The sequence below is a fragment of the Flavobacterium sp. B330r genome (assembly GCF_056824325.1).
This window is the reverse complement of the sequence record NZ_CP124860.1, coordinates 90,956-108,430: the sequence shown is the minus strand read 5'-3', so window position 1 is coordinate 108,430 and position 17,475 is coordinate 90,956. Positions and strand designations below refer to the sequence as shown.

Genomic DNA, 17,475 nt, shown 5'->3' with positions numbered 1-17,475 from the left:
AAAAATATTTATCAACCAGAGTTAATCTAATTTTGTCAAAAATCTAACAATTTAAACGGTTAATTAAACGCTATTTTTGAGTATTTTCGTAGAATTAAATTTTATACATGAAAATAGCAATTGTCTGTTATCCTACTTTTGGAGGTAGTGGTGTAGTAGCTACTGAGTTAGGTCTCGAATTGGCCAGAAGAGGACACGAAATACATTTTATTACATATAGCCAGCCAGTGAGATTGGCACTTTTGAATCCGAATGTTCATTATCACGAAGTAAACGTTCCGGAATATCCTTTGTTTCATTATCAGCCATACGAATTAGCGTTGTCTAGTAAATTGGTTGATATGGTGAAATTGTACAAAATTGAGCTTCTGCACGTGCATTATGCCATTCCGCATGCTTATGCAGGTTATATGGCAAAACAAATGCTTAAGAACGAAGGGATTAATCTACCAATGATTACAACACTTCACGGTACCGATATTACGCTTGTTGGAAATCATCCTTTTTATAAGCCTGCGGTGACTTTTAGTATTAATAAATCAGATTATGTGACTTCGGTTTCGCAGAGTTTGAAAGATGATACGTTGAAATTGTTCAAAATCAAAAATAAAATTAAGGTGATTCCGAATTTTATTGAATTGGACAAAGTCAAAAAAGATCCAAATGCGCCTTGTCACCGTTATGTAATGGCGAATGAGAATGAGCGTATTATTACTCACATTAGTAACTTTAGAAAAGTAAAACGTATTCCAGATATTATTAAGATTTTCTATAACGTTCAGAAAGAAATTCCAGCTAAATTGATGATGGTTGGTGATGGACCTGAAAAGGAAAAAGCAGAGATTTTATGTCAGGAATTGGGGATTTTAGACAAAGTGATTTTCTTTGGGAATAGCCATGAAATTGATAAAATCTTATGCATGACGGATTTGTTTTTACTGCCTTCAGAAACTGAAAGTTTTGGTTTGGCGGCTTTGGAAGCAATGGCATGTGGTGTTCCGGTAATTTCAAGTAATTCTGGAGGTTTGCCTGAAGTAAATTTTGATGGTTTTTCTGGATACTTAAGCAATGTCGGAAACGTTGAAGAAATGGCACAAAATGCATTGAAGATTTTAAAAGACGATGCGGTTTTAAGTCAGTTTAAGGCAAATGCTCTAGAAGTGGCTAGAAAATTTGACATTAAAAACATTTTGCCTAAATATGAAGCTTTATATCAGAAAGCAGTTGATGATTACAAATTGGAGAAGCACTAATTTAAAAGAATAAGATGAAAAAAGTAATTTCTGTTTTAGCGATTTTTGTTTTGATTTCATGCGGAGTGAAGAAGGCTGGAAGTTCAAATGCGGCATTGTACGAAGTTTTAACAACTCAATCTGATGGCGGTGGAAATATCAAGTTTTTTGAAATTTTGACCGAACCAAATGAGATTAAAATGCTTGAAAACGATCCGCTTTTGGCACATAAGATGAAGGATCCTGATATTCAGGATTACAATTATGTGATTCTAAATATGGGCGAAAAAAACACAAGCGGTTATTCTATTGATGTTGAAAAGGTAGAAGAAACAGATAAAAATATCATTATCACTGTAAAAGAAAATAGTCCAGCAAAAGATGCCATGACTATGCAGGTGATTTCATATCCTTATACGGTGGTGAAAATTCATTCTAAGAAAGAAATTATTATTAAGTAAGTGGTTAGTAAAGAGTGACTAGTAAATAGTTATTAGTTATTAGTGAAGAGTTAGAGGTTTAATATCTGGCTGAGCGGAGTCGAAGCCATTTTTTAGACTAAAGATCTTCAATACAATCTCAAACAAAAAAATAAAAAAAACCTGTCGCTTTTAAACGACAGGTTTCTTCTTACAATTATTTTTTAATTTTAATTTAGAATCTAAATTTAACGCCTAAACCAACGTCAAATCCAAAATTGTCATCATCATAGTAACCTGAACCAATTTCTGGTCTTGCGTCCAATGATAAAGTAAGTGGCACTTCTTTAAATCTATATTCTATACCGATATCTCCAGCTGCAAAAACATAAGTTCCGCTATCGCTGTATCTGTAATTATTGTTGTAGTAATCGTGATCCCAAGCAGCTAGTCCACCACCGACACCAGCGTACCAGTTAAAACCTCCGTCGATGTTCCAAACCCATTGGTAAAGGGCAACTCCTTTTATGGCGTCTACATCACTGCTGTTTCTCCATCCTAAATCAAATTCAAGTCTGTTTTTTTGATTTAATCCTAATTGGTATGATATTTCTCCTCCAAATCCGTTGTTGTCTCCTAGACGTAATCCTAAAGCGTGTTTCGAAATTTCTTGTGATTGAGCCGTAAATGCTAAACCAAGAAGCATAAGGGCAGATAAAAGTATCTTTTTCATAAAAATGGTTAATTAATTTTTTTCAAATGTATTATATCAGTCAAATAGAGAACGTATAATATTTTTGAAAATTGTTATATAATTTTCATTTTTAGAAATTCCGACCGTTAAAATTCTTAAAAAACTGCTTCTGAGGTTTTTATTTAAGGATTATTGAAGAAATGAGCTGAGAAGTGATAAGATCTTCCATTTCTAGAAGATTTTCCTCTTCAGCAAAGTTGCTAGCCTTGTAAGAGAACAGCTTCCAACGTTTCTTATGGTATTCCAGAGCTGTTAAGTTTTCTACCCAATCACCAGAATTGAGGTATAAAGTAGAACCGTGTTTGTTTTCTTTGGTTACGATTTTAGGTTCGTGAATATGTCCGCAGATAACATAATCGTAATTCTTTTCAATGGCTAGATCGGTTGCTGTGGTTTCAAAATCAGAAATAAATTTTACTGCTTTTTTAACGCTCGCTTTTATTTTTTTAGAAAAAGAATAAGGTTCGCGTCCTAATTTAGCCAGACACCAATTGGCAAAACGGTTCATTAAGATTAGATAATCGTAACCTAATCCGCCTAATTTTGCAATCCATTTTGAATGCTGAACCGAGGCGTCAAAAACGTCTCCGTGAAAAATCCAGGCTTTTTTGTCGTCTAATTCTAAAACTAATTTATCAACTAGAGCAAAATTTCCCATGTTCATATCACTGAATTTTCGAAGGATCTCATCGTGATTTCCAGTAATATAGTAAACTTTTGTTCCTTTAGAAGCCATTCCGATAATGCGCTGAATCACTCGTAAATGTGCTTTTGGAAAATACGATTTACGAAACTGCCAAGCATCAATTATATCGCCGTTTAAAACTAAAGTTTTGGGTTTAATGCTTGAAAGATAGTTATTTAGTTCTTTAGCGTGACTTCCGTAAGTTCCTAAATGGACATCAGAAAGAATGACCAATTCGACATTTCTTTTTTTCAATTTTTCTTGATTTGAAGTTTTACAAATGAAAGAAAATTTGTGAAATTTAATTTTATTAAAAGGTTATTAAAAAGAGGGTAATTTTACCAAATTGTGATTTTTATCCCATTTAATGTTTCGTTAATAATACCAGTTTTAAATTTTTTAATTTAATTCATAAAACTTACATTTGCTCAAAACAAAACACAATGGCAGGAAATAGCTTCGGCACACTATATAAAGTAACTACATTTGGAGAATCTCACGGTGAAGCTTTAGGCGGAATTATTGACGGATGTCCTCCAGGAATACAATTAGATTTTGAAGCAATTGAACTAGATATGGCTCGTAGAAAGCCAGGTCAGTCGGCAATTGTTACACAGAGAAAAGAACCAGATGCAGTTCAATTTCTATCAGGAATATTCGAAGGAAAAACGACAGGAACTCCAATCGGTTTCATTATTCCAAACACCAATCAGAAATCAGACGATTACTCTCATATAAAAGATAATTACCGACCAAGCCATGCTGATTATGTTTACGATCAGAAATATGGTTTCCGCGATTATCGTGGTGGTGGAAGAAGTTCTGCAAGAGAAACAGCAAGTAGAGTAGTAGCAGGTGCAATTGCAAAGCAAATGTTGCCAGAAATTAAAATCAATGCTTATGTTTCTTCTGTTGGTCCAATTCACTTAGAAACACCATACCAAGAATTAGATTTTTCTAAAATTGAAAGCAATCCAGTGCGTTGTCCAGATGAGAAATCTGCAGCGACTATGGAAGAATATATTCGTGAGATCCGCAAACAGGGAGACACTGTTGGAGGTGTTGTGAGTTGTGTAATTCAAAATGTTCCAGTTGGTTTAGGAGAACCAGTATTTGATAAACTTCATGCAGAATTAGGAAAAGCAATGCTTTCTATTAATGCAGTAAAAGGTTTTGAGTACGGAAGTGGTTTTTCTGGATCTGAAATGAAAGGAAGCGAACATAACGATTTATACAATCCTGACGGAACTACAAAAACAAATTTATCAGGTGGAATTCAGGGCGGTATAAGCAACGGAATGGATATTTATTTCAGAGTTGCCTTTAAGCCAGTTGCAACTATTATGCAGACTCAAGATTCTTTAGATAATAAAGGAAACATTACACCAATGACAGGAAAAGGACGTCATGATCCGTGTGTAGTGCCTCGCGCAGTGCCAATCGTAGAAGCGATGGCCGCAATTGTTTTGGCTGATTTTTATTTGATCAACAAAACATATTAATAAAAGGTAAGACAGTGAGGGTCTTATTATTTTAATAATTAAAAAATAAATTAATGCAAGAAGTTACAGAAACTAAAAAACAATCATTTCTTTCGGGATTAACAGGGCAAATTATAATTGCGATGGTTCTTGGAGCTATTTTAGGAATTATATTGCACAACACCATTTCGCCAGAATCAGCACAGGCATTTAGCAGTAAAATTAAAATGCTGGCAACCATCTTTATTCGTTTGGTGCAAATGATTATTTCTCCATTGGTTTTTACGACTTTGGTAGTAGGAATTGCGAAATTGGGTGATATTAAAACCGTTGGAAGAATTGGAGGAAAAGCTATTGGGTGGTTTTTTACAGCTTCATTTATTTCTCTTTTAATTGGATTGTTTTACGTAAATATTTTGCAGCCAGGTGTTGGTCTAAAACTAGATCACGTTGATATGGCAGCGGCTTCTGAGGTTACAGGTAAAACACAAAATCTGTCTTTTGATAATTTTGTTGAGCATATCGTGCCAAAAAGTATTGTGGAAGCGATGGCTACAAATGAAATTCTTCAGATTGTAGTTTTCTCTATTTTCTTCGGATTAGCAGCAGCTTCTCTAGGGCCAACAGTAAAACCAATTATTAGTGCTTTTGATAAACTATCGCACATTGTTCTAAAGATGGTAAACTATGTAATGAAGTTTGCTCCAATTGGAGTTTTTGGAGCCATTGCAGGTGTGTTTGCTATTCGAGATGCAGAAGAATTGGTTATTACGTACTTCAAATTTTTCGGTTCGTTTTTAATTGGTATCGGTACGCTTTGGGCAATTTTAATTGTGATCGGATATATTTTCCTAAAAGGAAGAATGACGGAATTGCTAAGACGTATTACAGGGCCTCTAGCAATCGCTTTTGGAACTACAAGTAGTGAAGCCGTATTTCCTAAATTAACAGAAGAATTAGAAGGATTTGGAGTAAAAGATAAAATCGTTTCTTTCATGTTGCCGCTTGGATATTCCTTTAATCTTGACGGAAGTATGATGTACATGACTTTTGCGAGCATCTTTATTGCTCAATTCTATAATGTGCATTTAGATTTAGGAACGCAAATGGCAATGCTTTTAGTTTTAATGCTTACCAGTAAAGGTATTGCAGGTGTGCCACGTGCCAGTTTGGTTGTCGTTGCGGCGACGTGTGGTATGTTTGATATTCCGATTGAAGGAATTGCATTAATTCTTCCAATCGACCATTTCTGCGACATGTTTAGAAGTGCAACAAATGTATTAGGAAATGCATTAGCGACTTCTGTTGTTGGACAATGGGAAAACAATAAAGAATAGTAAAAAAGCTGAGATTTTAATTTTTTTATCTTAGTTGTTGAAAATAATTTTTGAAAAGCTGTATTTTTTTATGAAATACAGCTTTTTTTTATTTTAAAGTGTATATTTGATCAAACTAGCCGATTGATGCCCCAAAAACGGATTTTGTTACTTTTACTCTTGATTCTGAATTGCTTTGCCAATTCGGCAATCGCGCAATCTAATTGTAATCTGGATCCTAAAATTGATAAGACTGTTAAGAAAGCACTTTTAAATTTTAGAGAATCTAATTTCGAAAAATCACTTATCTATTCTAGAGCAGCCTTAAATGCGGCAACAGTACTAAAAGATTACTGTCTTACTGCTCGTTCCTATAATATTATCGCGGCCAACTATAATGAATTGGCAGAGTTTGATAAAGCGATTTTCTTCTACAAAAAAGGGCTGTATTATGCCAATAAAACCGATAACGATTCTATAAAATGTCTTCTCTATAATAATTTAGGGAATATGTATTGTTTCGAAAAGAAACAGTTTGATGAAGGAATCCGTAATTATAAAAAAGCAGTTGCTTATGCTTTGAAAATTAATGATTTGAAAGAGGTGTATTTTACCAATGTCAATATTGCTTGGGCGTATTTTGATATTGGAAACTTCAATCAAGGGCATCTTTTTTTGAAATATGTTAATAGCACGAAATTAAAATATAACGACGGATCGACAGAAGTTATAGTAGATATGCTGAACGGTATTTATGCTAGCCATAAAAATGATTACAAGGCTGCAAATGCCTATTTTTTGAGTGCTATTGAATCTGGAAAAAAATGTCAAGAAAAAACAGATTTGGCACATGCTTATTTAGAATATGCCCATTTCCTAAATAAAATAGATAAGAACAAAGAGGCTTACGAAGCACTTGTTAATCATTATAATCTTTCTGATAATTTATATGATGTTAAAAAACTGAAAAAGGCTTCTCAAGCAGGTTTAAGTCTAGAATTGGATGAATATAGAAGGCAGATTGATAAGGTTGAAGGGGAAAAAGTAGAGCAATCTCAAAGTTTAAGAAAATCAAAAATCATTGTCATTCTTTTTATTTTGATTTCGCTGATTCTTTTAATTTTAATTGTTACACTGATAAAGAATATCAGATACAAGAAAAAACATAATTTAGAGCTTCTTAAAGCGAAAGAAATCGCAGAAGAAGCCTCTTTGCTTAAAACGCAATTTATATCGACTATAAGCCACGAATTGCGCACTCCGCTTTATGGAGTTGTTGGAATTACCAATATGCTGCTCGAAGAACATAAAGAAATTTCGAGAAGCCAGCATTTAAGTTCCTTGAAATTTTCTGCGAGATATCTATTGTCTCTCGTAAATGATATTTTGCAGATCAATAAAATTGAAGAGAACAAAATTGTACTGGAGAATCTGACTTTTAATATTTCTGATGAAATTACGGTAATTAAGAATTCGCTTTCTTTTCTTTCACAGAAGAATAATAATAGTATTTCTATTGATATTGATTCTCATATTCCAGAATATTTGATTGGAGATAAATTGCGCTTGGCTCAGATTTTAATGAATTTGGTCAGCAATGCTTTGAAATTTACCAAAGACGGCCAGGTTGAAATTATAGTAAAACTGAATAAAGTAGAAGGAAAGCTCCATTATTTAGATTTCTTGATAAAAGACAACGGAATCGGAATTGCGGCTGTAGATCAGAATAAGATTTTTGAAAAATTTGTTCAAGTTGGCCGTAAAGACGAAGATTATCAAGGTACAGGATTGGGGCTTAGTATTGTAAAAAGGCTTTTAGGGCTTTTTGGAAGCACTATTACTTTAGACAGTGATTTAGGAAAAGGAACTTCATTTTCGTTTACTATTGCTTTTGAGCATGATTTAGCCAAAACGAAAAGTATTATTGATGAGATTGAAGTTGATTTGACTTCGAGCGAAGTTTACAAAATTCTAGTTGTTGAAGACAATTTGATTAATCAGCTTGTTACCAAAAAGATTATCGAAAAAAATAATTATTCCTGCAAAGTAGTCGATGATGGTTTTGCAGCTCTTAAAGCCTTAGAAAACGATACGTTCGATCTAATTTTAATGGATATTAATATGCCTTTAATGAACGGATTTGAAACCACGAAACGAATACGTCTTCAAGGTATAGAAACTCCAATTGTCGCTTTGACGGCTTTTGACAAAGATGAAATTACAGATGAAGCGATTTCGTCTGGAATGAATGATATTATTATTAAACCTTTTGAACCGGTTAAATTATTTAAAATAATCAATTTCCTTATAAAAGAAAAAAACGCTGTTTAGTACCAGCGTTTTTTGTTTTTCTTAGCGTTTGTTGATTTTCTCGATTTGTGAGCTCCGCCGCTTCTGTTTGAGCTTTTAGGTTTTTCTCCAGCTTCTGGACTTCCAGAATGCCATTGATACGGATGGTCGGCAATCGTTTTTACATCAACTTTTATTAATTTTTGAATGTCTTTCCAATATGGAAGTTCATCTTTTCCGCAGAAAGAAATTGCGATTCCGCCATTTCCTGCACGACCTGTACGGCCAATTCGGTGAACGTACGTTTCTGGAATATTTGGTAAGTCAAAATTGATTACATAAGGCAATTGCTCGATGTCAATTCCTCGTGCAGCAATATCGGTTGCAACCAAAACTCCAACTTCTTTGTTTTTGAAAGCATCTAGAACTCTTTGTCTTGCGTTTTGCGATTTATCTCCGTGAATGGCTTCTGCAGGAATATCTTTTTTGCGAAGCGCTTTTACCACATTATCTGCGCCATGTTTTGTTCTCGAGAAAACAAGTACGTTCGATAAATTTTCTTCTTTAATTAAATTGTATAACAAGTTTCTTTTTTCTGTTTTATCAACAAAATAAATGCGTTGTTCTACATTTTCTGCTGTAGAAGAAACTGGAGAAACTTCAACTTTTTCTGGATCTTGAAGAAACATTTCTGCCAATTCGCGAATTGCAATTGGCATTGTTGCAGAGAAAAGTAACGTTTGTCTGTTTTTAGGAGTCAGTTTTACGATTTTTTTGACATCGTTTATAAAACCCATATCCAGCATTTGATCGGCTTCATCTAGCACTAAAGTGTGTAAATGATTTAAATCAAGAAAACCTTGTTTATGAAGGTCTAATAAACGTCCTGGAGTGGCAACTAAAATATCAACTCCGTTTTTTAAAGTATCTACTTGCGGATTTTGAGAAACTCCTCCGAAAATAGTCAGCTGCGTTAAGTTGGTATATTTTGCATAAGTGTCAAAGCTTTGTCCAATCTGCACTGCTAGTTCGCGAGTAGGCGTAACCACAAGCGCACGAATTACTTTTGCTTTTTTTGATGAACCGACAATTCGGTGTAATTGATGTATGATTGGAATAGCAAATGCTGCCGTTTTTCCTGTTCCTGTCTGTGCACAGCCAATTAAATCACGGCCTTCTAATACAATCGGAATTGATTTTTCCTGAATTGGGGTCGGATTTAAGTAGCCTTCTTCAAATACGGCTTTTTGTATACTTTTTGAAAGTGATAGATCTTCGAATAACATATCTTTGGTATTTAGTATTTCAGTTTTAATAACTAAAATGCTGTGCAAAGATATGTTTATTCGTTCAATCGTTTGTTTGAATTTGCTTTTATTTGGCAAATAGGCCTTATGGCATAGCCCAATAGGGCATTTAAAATCAAGCCGGTTCGATGTTTGCTTTGATAAAATCGGTAATTAAATAACCAATCAATTTGCCGATTAAATTATTGTTTGGAGAATTATCTAAATCTGGCGCTCCTTCGCAGATATGCAGATATGCAGCATGTTTATGTTCGCCAAAGAAAGAAACAAATTGTCTTAGTTCTTCAACAGAGAAACCGCTGATAGTCATGGCGCTACTGGCAATGTTTGGAATTGCATCAAGATCAATTTCAATTCCGAAAGCATCACTTTTAATAAAATCCAAAGCGGTAATCATTTCGCGATTAAAATCTTTTTCTTTTCTAATGTTGACACTGTCGTAAGTATTGTATCGAACGCGGTCTTCCAATTTTTTTATAATATCTAAAACACTTTTTGAAGTATAATTTTCGTGAAGACCAAAAATGAAATATTTCTTTAAGAAACCTTCTTCGTAAGCATATGAAAATCCGTTTCCGCTATGGCGTCCTTCTAAAATTCTAAAATCAGAATGTGCATCAAAATTGATTGCATTTATAGGTTTTCCTTTCGCAAGAGCGGCACCTTTAATATTTCCGTAGGCATTATTGTGGCCTCCACCAATAATAATTGGCGTTTTTCCAGCTTTGATTATAGTAAAGATGATGTGAGAGACTTCTTTGTCTATTTTTTCAACCAGCTGACTTAATTTTGAACGATCGTCAATGTCATTAAAATCTAAGTTTTCCACCTCACGCATTTCGTCACTAACATTAATATGTCCTAAAATAATAATGTTGCTTCCTTTGCAAAAGCGATTGTGCTGAATATTGGCAATGCTTTTTATAGCAGATTGCCATGCAGAAGCGGCTCCAGGCCTTCCGTAATTGGCGCGCACACCAATATCTTCGGGAATTCCTAGAAGCACATATTTAGCTTCACTTTCTTTAATAAAATTAATCTTATCAATTCCTGGCGGAATGACAATCATTTTTTCTCCGAACTTTATTTCACCACTTCTGTGATTTGTGATTTTAGCTAAATCATTTATAGTGAATGGGATTAATTTTTCCATGAAAAAAATTTATTTTCCAAAAATAATATAATTGTAGAAACTTACGTTATTACCTTATATTAATTCTTAAATTTGTTATTAAAGAAAATTATTTAAATATGGAAAACCCAAAGAACAACAATTCAAGTCTAAAGGCGGTAATCGCAGTTTTAGCAGTCCTACTGATCGGTAGCTTAGTGTATATTTTTAAATTATCTTCTGATACAGAGGTGGTTAAGACTGAACTTACAACAACCTTGACTGAGAAAGAATCTGTAATGAAAGATTTACAGGAGTTAAAAGCGACTTATGATGCTGCAATTGCTGAAAACACTTCTATGTCTGACGAATTAATCCAAGAAAGAGACAAAGTTGTGGCTTTGATGGATGATTTGAACAAGTCTAAAGGAGATGTTTCTAAATACAGATCTCAAGTTCAAGCAATGCAGAGTAAAATGAAAACTTTAGTTGCTGAAAACGATGAGTTGAAAAAACAAAATGGTGTTTTAACAACTCAAAGAGATAGTACAATTGTAGTTTTAGGAGAGTCTAAAAAGTATAATGAAGTATTAGTTGGTCAAAACGAAGAGTTAGCTAAAACTGTAGAAAAAGGATCTAAATTATCTGTTTTAAATACTAAAACTTCAGCTTACAAATTGAAAAGCTCTGGAAAACAAATCGAAACTGATAAAGCAAGTCGTGCTGATGTTTTGAAAGTTAGTTTTACAATTGCTGAAAATCAAATTGCAAAATCTGGAGACAAAACGTATTATGTTCAAGTTATCGATGCTAAAAACAATGTTTTAGGCGAAAAGAAAACTGAAAGTTTTGGAGAAAACACATTAACTTATAGCTTTAAAACTACAGTGAAATACGAAAATAAAACTGTACAAGTTAGTGAAGATCTTCCAGGAAAAGATTTTGCTAAAGGAACTTATTTTATTAATGTTTTTGATAATGATGAGTTAGTTTCTAAAACTAGTTTTAGTTTAAGATAAGGAGCCTTAGGGATACAATACCACTTAAGATATTAAAGGTCTGTGATTTTTCACAGGCCTTTTTTTATGGGATAATGTGTGGTGATTTTTTCAATTTAATCTGTATATATCTGCCATAATCTTTTTACATCTGCGTGAAACATTTTGCGCATAGATTTTTTTTTACGCAGATGTAAAAAGATTTTGGTTGATCTAAATTAGATTTTGCAGATTAGATCAAATTATTTTAGTAAGTATGCTTCTTTAACTAGAATCTATTCGTTGGTGGTTGCTTGTAAAAATAGCAATTGATTGCGAAATTGCAATAATGCATTATGTTGTATATCAATCTGATTTTGAAAAGTACCAATATTGCTTTTAGTATAATTTTGATTATTTTTTAATTCCTCATAAACTTTATCAGATAAATCTTTTTCAAAACCTTGTTTATACATATCCAATAAACGTTGAAAAGTTATGTCAGGATAAATAAAATGTTCAGCTCCATTATTATCGTCTATGTATTTTTGCAGAAGAGATTGAACTTCTAAATGAAGTTTTTGTGTGGTTAGAAAAATACCTAACAAATTATTTCTTTCTTCATCAGGTTTTGAGTGAAAAGTTTTCTTATATGTTAACCAAGCAATAAGAAGTCCTGCTATACCTATAAAGATTTCCATATTTGTTTTTGTTCAAATATAGTAAATAAAAAAGCCTCTAATTAAAGAGACTTTCATTTCATATTGTTGCATTTTAAGTTTGTCCTTTGTTTGATGTAAAGTGGGTATCTTACCTTATTTTATTCCATTTCACCCACTGAATTATTTTAAAATTTTTCCTTCTGCGAAAACAGATTCGATAAGATTGCTTCCAAAAGCGTAAGGAATTTGGTAATAAGAGGAAATAGGTTTTGTTAGAATCAGATTGGCTTTTTTGCCTTTTGTGATACTTCCGTGTGTTTCTGAAAGTCCCATTGCGTAGGCGCCGTTTATTGTTGCTGCATTAATCGCTTCTTCTGGCGTCATTTTCATTTTGATGCAAGCTGTTGCTACAACAAAATTCATATTTCCTGATGGAGTAGAGCCAGGGTTGAAATCTGTTGCTAACGCTAAAGGTAAACCTGCTTTTATCATTTCGCGTGCTGGTGTATACGGAATGCTTAAAAAATAAGAACAAGAAGGTAAAGCAACAGGCATTGTTTCGGTGTCTTTTAAGGCTTGAATATCTTCTGGATTCATAATTTCAAGATGATCTACAGAAAGGGCATTAAATTTAACGCCAGCCTGAATTCCGCCAATAGAATTAAATTGATTGACATGGATTTTCGGTTTCAAGCCAAATGCTAAACCTGCTTCCATTATTTTTTCGGTTTCTTCTACAGAAAAATAACCGCTTTCGCAGAAAACATCTACGTAATCAGCAAGCTTGTTTTTGGAAATTTCTGGCAGCATTTCGTTAATCATTTCGTCAAGATAGCCAGCTTTATCGTCTTTGTAATGTAAAGGAAAAGCATGTGCGCCTAGAAATGTCGCTTTGATGGCGATAGGATAGTTTTCTGCCAATTTTTTAATTACACGAAGCATCTTTAATTCTCCATCGACCGTCAAACCGTAACCTGATTTAATTTCTACAGCTCCAGTTCCTAAATGCATTACTTCTTCCAGACGGATTTTAGATTGCTCATAAATTTCTTCTTCAGAAGTTTCGTTTAGTTTTTTAGCCGAATTTAAAATTCCACCACCACGATTGGCTATTTCTTCATAAGAAAGACCATTTATACGATCAACAAATTCCTGCTCGCGATTTCCTGCATAAACAATATGCGTGTGGCTGTCGCACCAAGACGGAAGAACAACTTTTCCAGTTGCATCAATAGTTTTATTAGCTTTGATTTCTGGAAGATTATCCATTGAGCCGAAATCTTCAATTAAATTGTCTTTTAATACCAAAAAAGCATTTTTAATTGTTGGAAGTTTTGCCATTTCCGCACCCGAAACTTTAGTGATAGAAGTTTCGCGAACTTGTAATAACTCTTGTATGTTTATGATTAATGTTGTCATCGTTGATGTTGTTATAAAACACAAAATTCACAAATTTTCACTTATTAATGAATGAAAACTTATGAAATTTGTGTCAGATTGGAATTTGGAATTTTAAAAATTCAATATTATTATCTTTATTCAGAAACGGTAATTTCGAACATTTTGCTCCAGTTTTTACCCGTTACAAAAATAGTTTTAGTTTTAGGATTGTAAGCAATACCGTTTAAAACATCATCTTTTGTAATGTCTGTCATTGTTTTTCTTAAATCAGATAAATTTAAAATGGCTTCAACTGCTCCTGAATTTGGATTTACGACAGCAATAGCATCTTTAAACCATACATTTGCATAGATTTTTCCATTGATCCATTCGATTTCATTAACGGCTTTAATTTTAGATTCTCCCGAATAAACGTTGATATAATCAATCATTTTTTGAGTAGCAGGGTCAACTTTCCAAATTTTTTCAGTTCCATCAGTTTGATAAATGTGTTTTCCGTCATTTGTCATTCCCCAACCTTCAATATCTTTTTCATAATCAAAGGTTTTTTCAAGTTTTAAAGTCTTTGCGTCGTAAATGAAACCTTTTTTGTTTTTGTACGTTAGTTGGAACAATTTATCATTTATAAATGTAATTCCCTCTCCAAAATATTGCTGTTCAAGATCAATTTGTTTGTAAACTTTTCCAGTTTTGTAATCGTATTTTTTTACAAAAGAAGCTCCTTCTTGTCCAGTGCTTTCATATAAAGTGTCTTTATAAAACTCTAAACCTTCTGTAAAAGCTTTTTTGTCGTGAGGAAAAGTATTTACGACTTTATATTTTAATAATTTAGGCTCAATGTCTGAAACGACTTCAATTCTAGCAGTTGCGTCAGAAGAATCTCCGCCAAAATAAACTTTAGCTTTTAGGTATTGGTATCCTAATTTTTGATCTATTAATTCAAATCTAAAATTTGCAGCACCTTTTGTACCTCCAACTCTTTGGTCGTTTACGAAGTAGGCAACGCTGTCAATTTCTTTAGATTTTGGGTTTAAAATTCCAATATTAAGCGCTTCTTTTTGCGTAAGATGAGCCGGAAAAGCAGAATCATCGATAGTAAATAAAGAATTTTCACCTTTATTTTTTTCTCCACATCCAACCAATGTGATTCCTAATAAAATGACAGCTAGGAAGTTATATTTTTTCATAGTTTAAAATTTGAATAAGGCAATATACGACGATATTTTTATTGCTGCAAAGGTCTTGCAAAAATATAAAAAGGTTGTATATTTGCACCGGCAAGTCCTACACGACCAGCTCCTGCAGACTCCCCCAGGATGGGAACATAGCAAGGGTACGTGGTTGAGCGGTGCGATGTAGGTCGCTTGCCATTTTTTTTAGAATTTAATAGTTTTGTAATCTTCCTTTTAGGAGGATTTTTTTATTTTTGACCCTATCTGAAGTTAAATGTTATTGGTTAGAAGTTCAAAATTGACTGCTTTATGTGGTTCAAAATAAACCCAATTCCAAAAACTTATAACTCATAAACCCATAATTTATAACTAAAAAATGAGCAAAGTCGTTTTAATTACCGGAGGATCATCAGGAATTGGAAAATCTATTGGTGAATTTTTACATCAAAAAGGTTTTGTTGTATACGGAACAAGCAGAAATCCTGAGAAAGTTTTAAATTCAGTTTTTCCGTTAGTTGCTTTAGATGTTCGAAATTCTGATTCTATTAAAACAGCGGTAAATAAAATTATCGAAACTTCTGGAAGATTGGATATTGTAATTAATAACGCTGGAGTTGGAATTACAGGACCTTTAGAAGAAATTCCGACAGAAGAAATTCGAAATAATTTTGAGACTAACTTTTTTGGTCCAATTGAAGTTATGAAAGCGGCGTTGCCACAAATGCGTAAGCAAAATTCTGGTCTTATTATTAATATTACTTCGATTGCTGGTTATATGGGACTTCCGTATAGAAGTGTTTATTCTGCATCGAAAGGAGCTTTGGAATTGATTACTGAAGCTTTAAGGATGGAAGTAAAAGCTTTTGGTGTCGAAATCACGAATGTTGCGCCTGGAGATTTTGCAACCAATATTGCTGCCGGACGTTATCATGCGCCTGTTATTAAAGATTCTGCTTACGAAAAGGTTTATGGCGATGTTCTAGCCACAATGAATGATCATGTTGATGCAGGAAGTAATCCAAATGAAATGGCAGAAGCAGTTTATAAAATTATTCAAACTAAAAAACCAAACGTACATTATAAAGTGGGCGCTTTTATGCAGAAGTTTTCAATTGTTTTAAAACGTGCGCTTCCAGATAAAATGTATGAGAAAATGCTTATGAATCATTATAAGTTATAGAAAAATGTAAAAAACACACTTATTTTTAACATATAATTTTAAAATGGTTTTAATTTTAAAATCTTTATTGGTATTGATTTTGTAATTTTGCAGCTAGATTTCTTTAAAAGAATTTATTTGAAAAGAAATTTATAAATACAAACAAACCATTTTTAATTAAACAAATTATGAAATTTTTTATAGACACAGCTAATTTAGCTCAAATTAAAGAAGCACAAGCTTTAGGTGTTTTGGATGGTGTAACAACTAATCCGTCATTAATGGCAAAAGAAGGAATCACTGGAAAAAACAATATCCTTAAGCATTATGTTGACATTTGCAATCTTGTTGATGGTGATGTAAGTGCAGAAGTTAACGCTCTTGACTTTGAAGGTATGGTTAAAGAAGGTGAGGAGTTAGCTGAATTACATGAGCAGATTGTTGTAAAACTTCCTATGACTAAGGAAGGTGTTATGGCAGCAAAATACTTTTCTGATAAAGGAATTAAAACTAACGTAACTCTTGTTTTCTCTGTAGGACAAGCACTTTTGGCTGCAAAAGCTGGAGCAACTTTTGTTTCTCCTTTCGTTGGGCGTTTAGATGATATTTCTACTGATGGATTGAATTTGATTCAAGAAATTAGAGAGGTTTACGATAATTACGGTTACGAAACTCAAATTTTAGCAGCTTCTGTACGTCACACTATGCATATTGTAAACTGTGCTAAAATTGGTGCAGACGTTATGACTGGACCTCTTTCTGCAATTTACGGTTTATTGAAACACCCACTGACAGATATCGGTTTAGCTCAGTTTGTAGCTGACTTTGAAAAAGGAAATAAATAATCCTTAGATACTTACAAAATTAAAATCGTCTTTTTTTCTAACGAGAAGAGACGATTTTTTTTACTTTTATATTGAATCTTAAATAGTTAAATATGAAAGTTATCTTATTTATGTTGTCTTTTTTTGTAGCGAGTTTTTCTATAAACGCTCAAGCCGCTAAAGTTATTACTTCGGTAAATGAAGCGGGCGATGTTGCTACTTATGAGCTAGATTGCTCAGTTAAATTTCAAACTCTCGCCAAAGGTCTTCGATATAATATTACGAGACACGAATTTAAAGGTCCAGAATTAAAAAATTCTTACCGGCTTTTATTGGTAATGGATGGATTTTATTCGAAAACATTAAATAGCGAAATGACGATTTCGGCAATCCTAAGTGATGGAACAAAAATAGAAGCTCGAAAAACTATAGAAGACGACGGCTTTTTTGATGGAGCCTGCACCTTGAAGATAAAAGACCCGCAAGCGCTTTTAAATGCCGATATAGATAAAGTAATTGTTCATGCGGACAAAGATGTGGTTTATCCTTTAACGGTTCAAAATAAGGCTCTTTTTAAGAAGAACTTGAGTAATATTATTAATGCCAAATAAAGTTGCTAAGATTCTGAGATGCTAAGCTTCTAAGTTTTTTTCTTCTTTAAATAAAAAAAATCCAAATTCCAGTTT

At 33.2% G+C, this 17,475-nt stretch carries 16 protein-coding genes and 1 other RNA gene; 10 read left to right on the top strand and 7 right to left on the bottom strand.

Going from position 1 to position 17,475, the window contains the following annotated elements:
• The first annotated feature begins 107 nt into the window (after positions 1 to 107).
• Together bshA and QLQ95_RS00425 are read left to right on the top strand one after the other, a co-directional pair.
• Positions 108 to 1,253, top strand: a complete 1,146-nt coding sequence (gene bshA, locus QLQ95_RS00430; RefSeq protein WP_095930507.1) for an N-acetyl-alpha-D-glucosaminyl L-malate synthase BshA — start codon at positions 108 to 110, stop codon at positions 1,251 to 1,253.
• Between the two features lie 14 nt (positions 1,254 to 1,267).
• Positions 1,268 to 1,693 carry a protease complex subunit PrcB family protein gene (locus QLQ95_RS00425; RefSeq protein ID WP_428237118.1) on the top strand — a complete coding sequence of 142 codons (426 nt, stop codon included), beginning with the start codon at positions 1,268 to 1,270 and terminating at the stop codon, positions 1,691 to 1,693.
• A 193-nt stretch (positions 1,694 to 1,886) separates the two neighbouring features.
• On the opposite strand, the gene QLQ95_RS00420 is transcribed toward QLQ95_RS00425, so the two are convergent.
• Together QLQ95_RS00420 and QLQ95_RS00415 are read right to left on the bottom strand one after the other, a co-directional pair.
• A complete protein-coding gene (locus QLQ95_RS00420; protein WP_095930509.1) occupies positions 1,887 to 2,384 on the bottom strand; it encodes a hypothetical protein in 498 nt (165 codons plus the stop codon).
• A 139-nt stretch (positions 2,385 to 2,523) separates the two neighbouring features.
• Complete coding sequence (locus QLQ95_RS00415; RefSeq protein WP_095930510.1) at positions 2,524 to 3,345, bottom strand: UDP-2,3-diacylglucosamine diphosphatase; 822 nt, start codon at positions 3,343 to 3,345, stop codon at positions 2,524 to 2,526.
• Between the two features lie 188 nt (positions 3,346 to 3,533).
• Here QLQ95_RS00415 and aroC point away from each other — a divergent pair, with 188 nt between their 5' ends.
• The 3 genes from aroC to QLQ95_RS00400 all read left to right on the top strand — a co-directional run bounded on the left by aroC (position 3,534) and on the right by QLQ95_RS00400 (position 8,218).
• Positions 3,534 to 4,592 carry a chorismate synthase gene (gene aroC / locus QLQ95_RS00410; RefSeq protein WP_250836731.1) on the top strand — a complete coding sequence of 353 codons (1,059 nt, stop codon included), beginning with the start codon at positions 3,534 to 3,536 and terminating at the stop codon, positions 4,590 to 4,592.
• Between the two features lie 53 nt (positions 4,593 to 4,645).
• Entirely contained in the window at positions 4,646 to 5,908 is a 1,263-nt protein-coding gene (locus tag QLQ95_RS00405; RefSeq protein WP_095930512.1) for a dicarboxylate/amino acid:cation symporter, read from the top strand.
• Positions 5,909 to 6,052: 144 nt separating this feature from the next.
• Positions 6,053 to 8,218: a response regulator gene (locus QLQ95_RS00400; RefSeq protein ID WP_250836729.1), complete on the top strand. Its 2,166-nt coding sequence runs from the start codon at positions 6,053 to 6,055 to the stop codon at positions 8,216 to 8,218.
• Here QLQ95_RS00400 and QLQ95_RS00395 read toward each other — a convergent pair.
• Both QLQ95_RS00395 and QLQ95_RS00390 read right to left on the bottom strand, forming a co-directional pair.
• Complete coding sequence (locus tag QLQ95_RS00395) at positions 8,215 to 9,462, bottom strand: DEAD/DEAH box helicase (protein ID WP_095930561.1); 1,248 nt, start codon at positions 9,460 to 9,462, stop codon at positions 8,215 to 8,217. The two genes, QLQ95_RS00400 and QLQ95_RS00395, sit on opposite strands and share 4 nt — an antisense overlap.
• Before the next feature lie 136 nt (positions 9,463 to 9,598).
• Entirely contained in the window at positions 9,599 to 10,636 is a 1,038-nt protein-coding gene (locus tag QLQ95_RS00390; protein WP_428237121.1) for a formimidoylglutamase, read from the bottom strand.
• A 98-nt stretch (positions 10,637 to 10,734) separates the two neighbouring features.
• On the opposite strand from QLQ95_RS00390, the gene QLQ95_RS00385 reads away from it, so the two are divergent.
• Positions 10,735 to 11,613, top strand: coding sequence for a hypothetical protein (locus QLQ95_RS00385; RefSeq protein ID WP_095930515.1), 879 nt, complete (start codon positions 10,735 to 10,737; stop codon positions 11,611 to 11,613).
• Between the two features lie 254 nt (positions 11,614 to 11,867).
• On the opposite strand, the gene QLQ95_RS00380 is transcribed toward QLQ95_RS00385, so the two are convergent.
• From QLQ95_RS00380 to QLQ95_RS00370, 3 genes are all read right to left on the bottom strand, one after another.
• Positions 11,868 to 12,272 carry a hypothetical protein gene (locus QLQ95_RS00380; protein WP_095930516.1) on the bottom strand — a complete coding sequence of 135 codons (405 nt, stop codon included), beginning with the start codon at positions 12,270 to 12,272 and terminating at the stop codon, positions 11,868 to 11,870.
• Between the two features lie 141 nt (positions 12,273 to 12,413).
• Positions 12,414 to 13,652 carry an imidazolonepropionase gene (gene hutI / locus QLQ95_RS00375; RefSeq protein ID WP_095930517.1) on the bottom strand — a complete coding sequence of 413 codons (1,239 nt, stop codon included), beginning with the start codon at positions 13,650 to 13,652 and terminating at the stop codon, positions 12,414 to 12,416.
• Positions 13,653 to 13,768: 116 nt separating this feature from the next.
• Entirely contained in the window at positions 13,769 to 14,821 is a 1,053-nt protein-coding gene (locus QLQ95_RS00370) for a glutaminyl-peptide cyclotransferase (RefSeq protein WP_095930518.1), read from the bottom strand.
• An 88-nt stretch (positions 14,822 to 14,909) separates the two neighbouring features.
• Here QLQ95_RS00370 and ffs point away from each other — a divergent pair.
• From ffs to QLQ95_RS00350, 4 genes are all read left to right on the top strand, one after another.
• Positions 14,910 to 15,007: signal recognition particle sRNA small type (ffs, locus tag QLQ95_RS00365), an RNA gene on the top strand.
• A gap of 175 nt (positions 15,008 to 15,182) precedes the next feature.
• Entirely contained in the window at positions 15,183 to 15,986 is an 804-nt protein-coding gene (locus tag QLQ95_RS00360) for an SDR family oxidoreductase (protein WP_320492011.1), read from the top strand.
• A gap of 167 nt (positions 15,987 to 16,153) precedes the next feature.
• The gene (gene fsa / locus QLQ95_RS00355; protein WP_198856298.1) at positions 16,154 to 16,810 is read left to right on the top strand and encodes a fructose-6-phosphate aldolase; all 657 of its coding nucleotides are present in this window, start codon (positions 16,154 to 16,156) and stop codon (positions 16,808 to 16,810) included.
• A 92-nt stretch (positions 16,811 to 16,902) separates the two neighbouring features.
• Positions 16,903 to 17,400 (top strand): hypothetical protein, encoded by a 498-nt coding sequence (locus QLQ95_RS00350; RefSeq protein WP_095930521.1) that lies wholly within the window; start codon positions 16,903 to 16,905, stop codon positions 17,398 to 17,400.
• Positions 17,401 to 17,475: the final 75 nt, after the last annotated feature.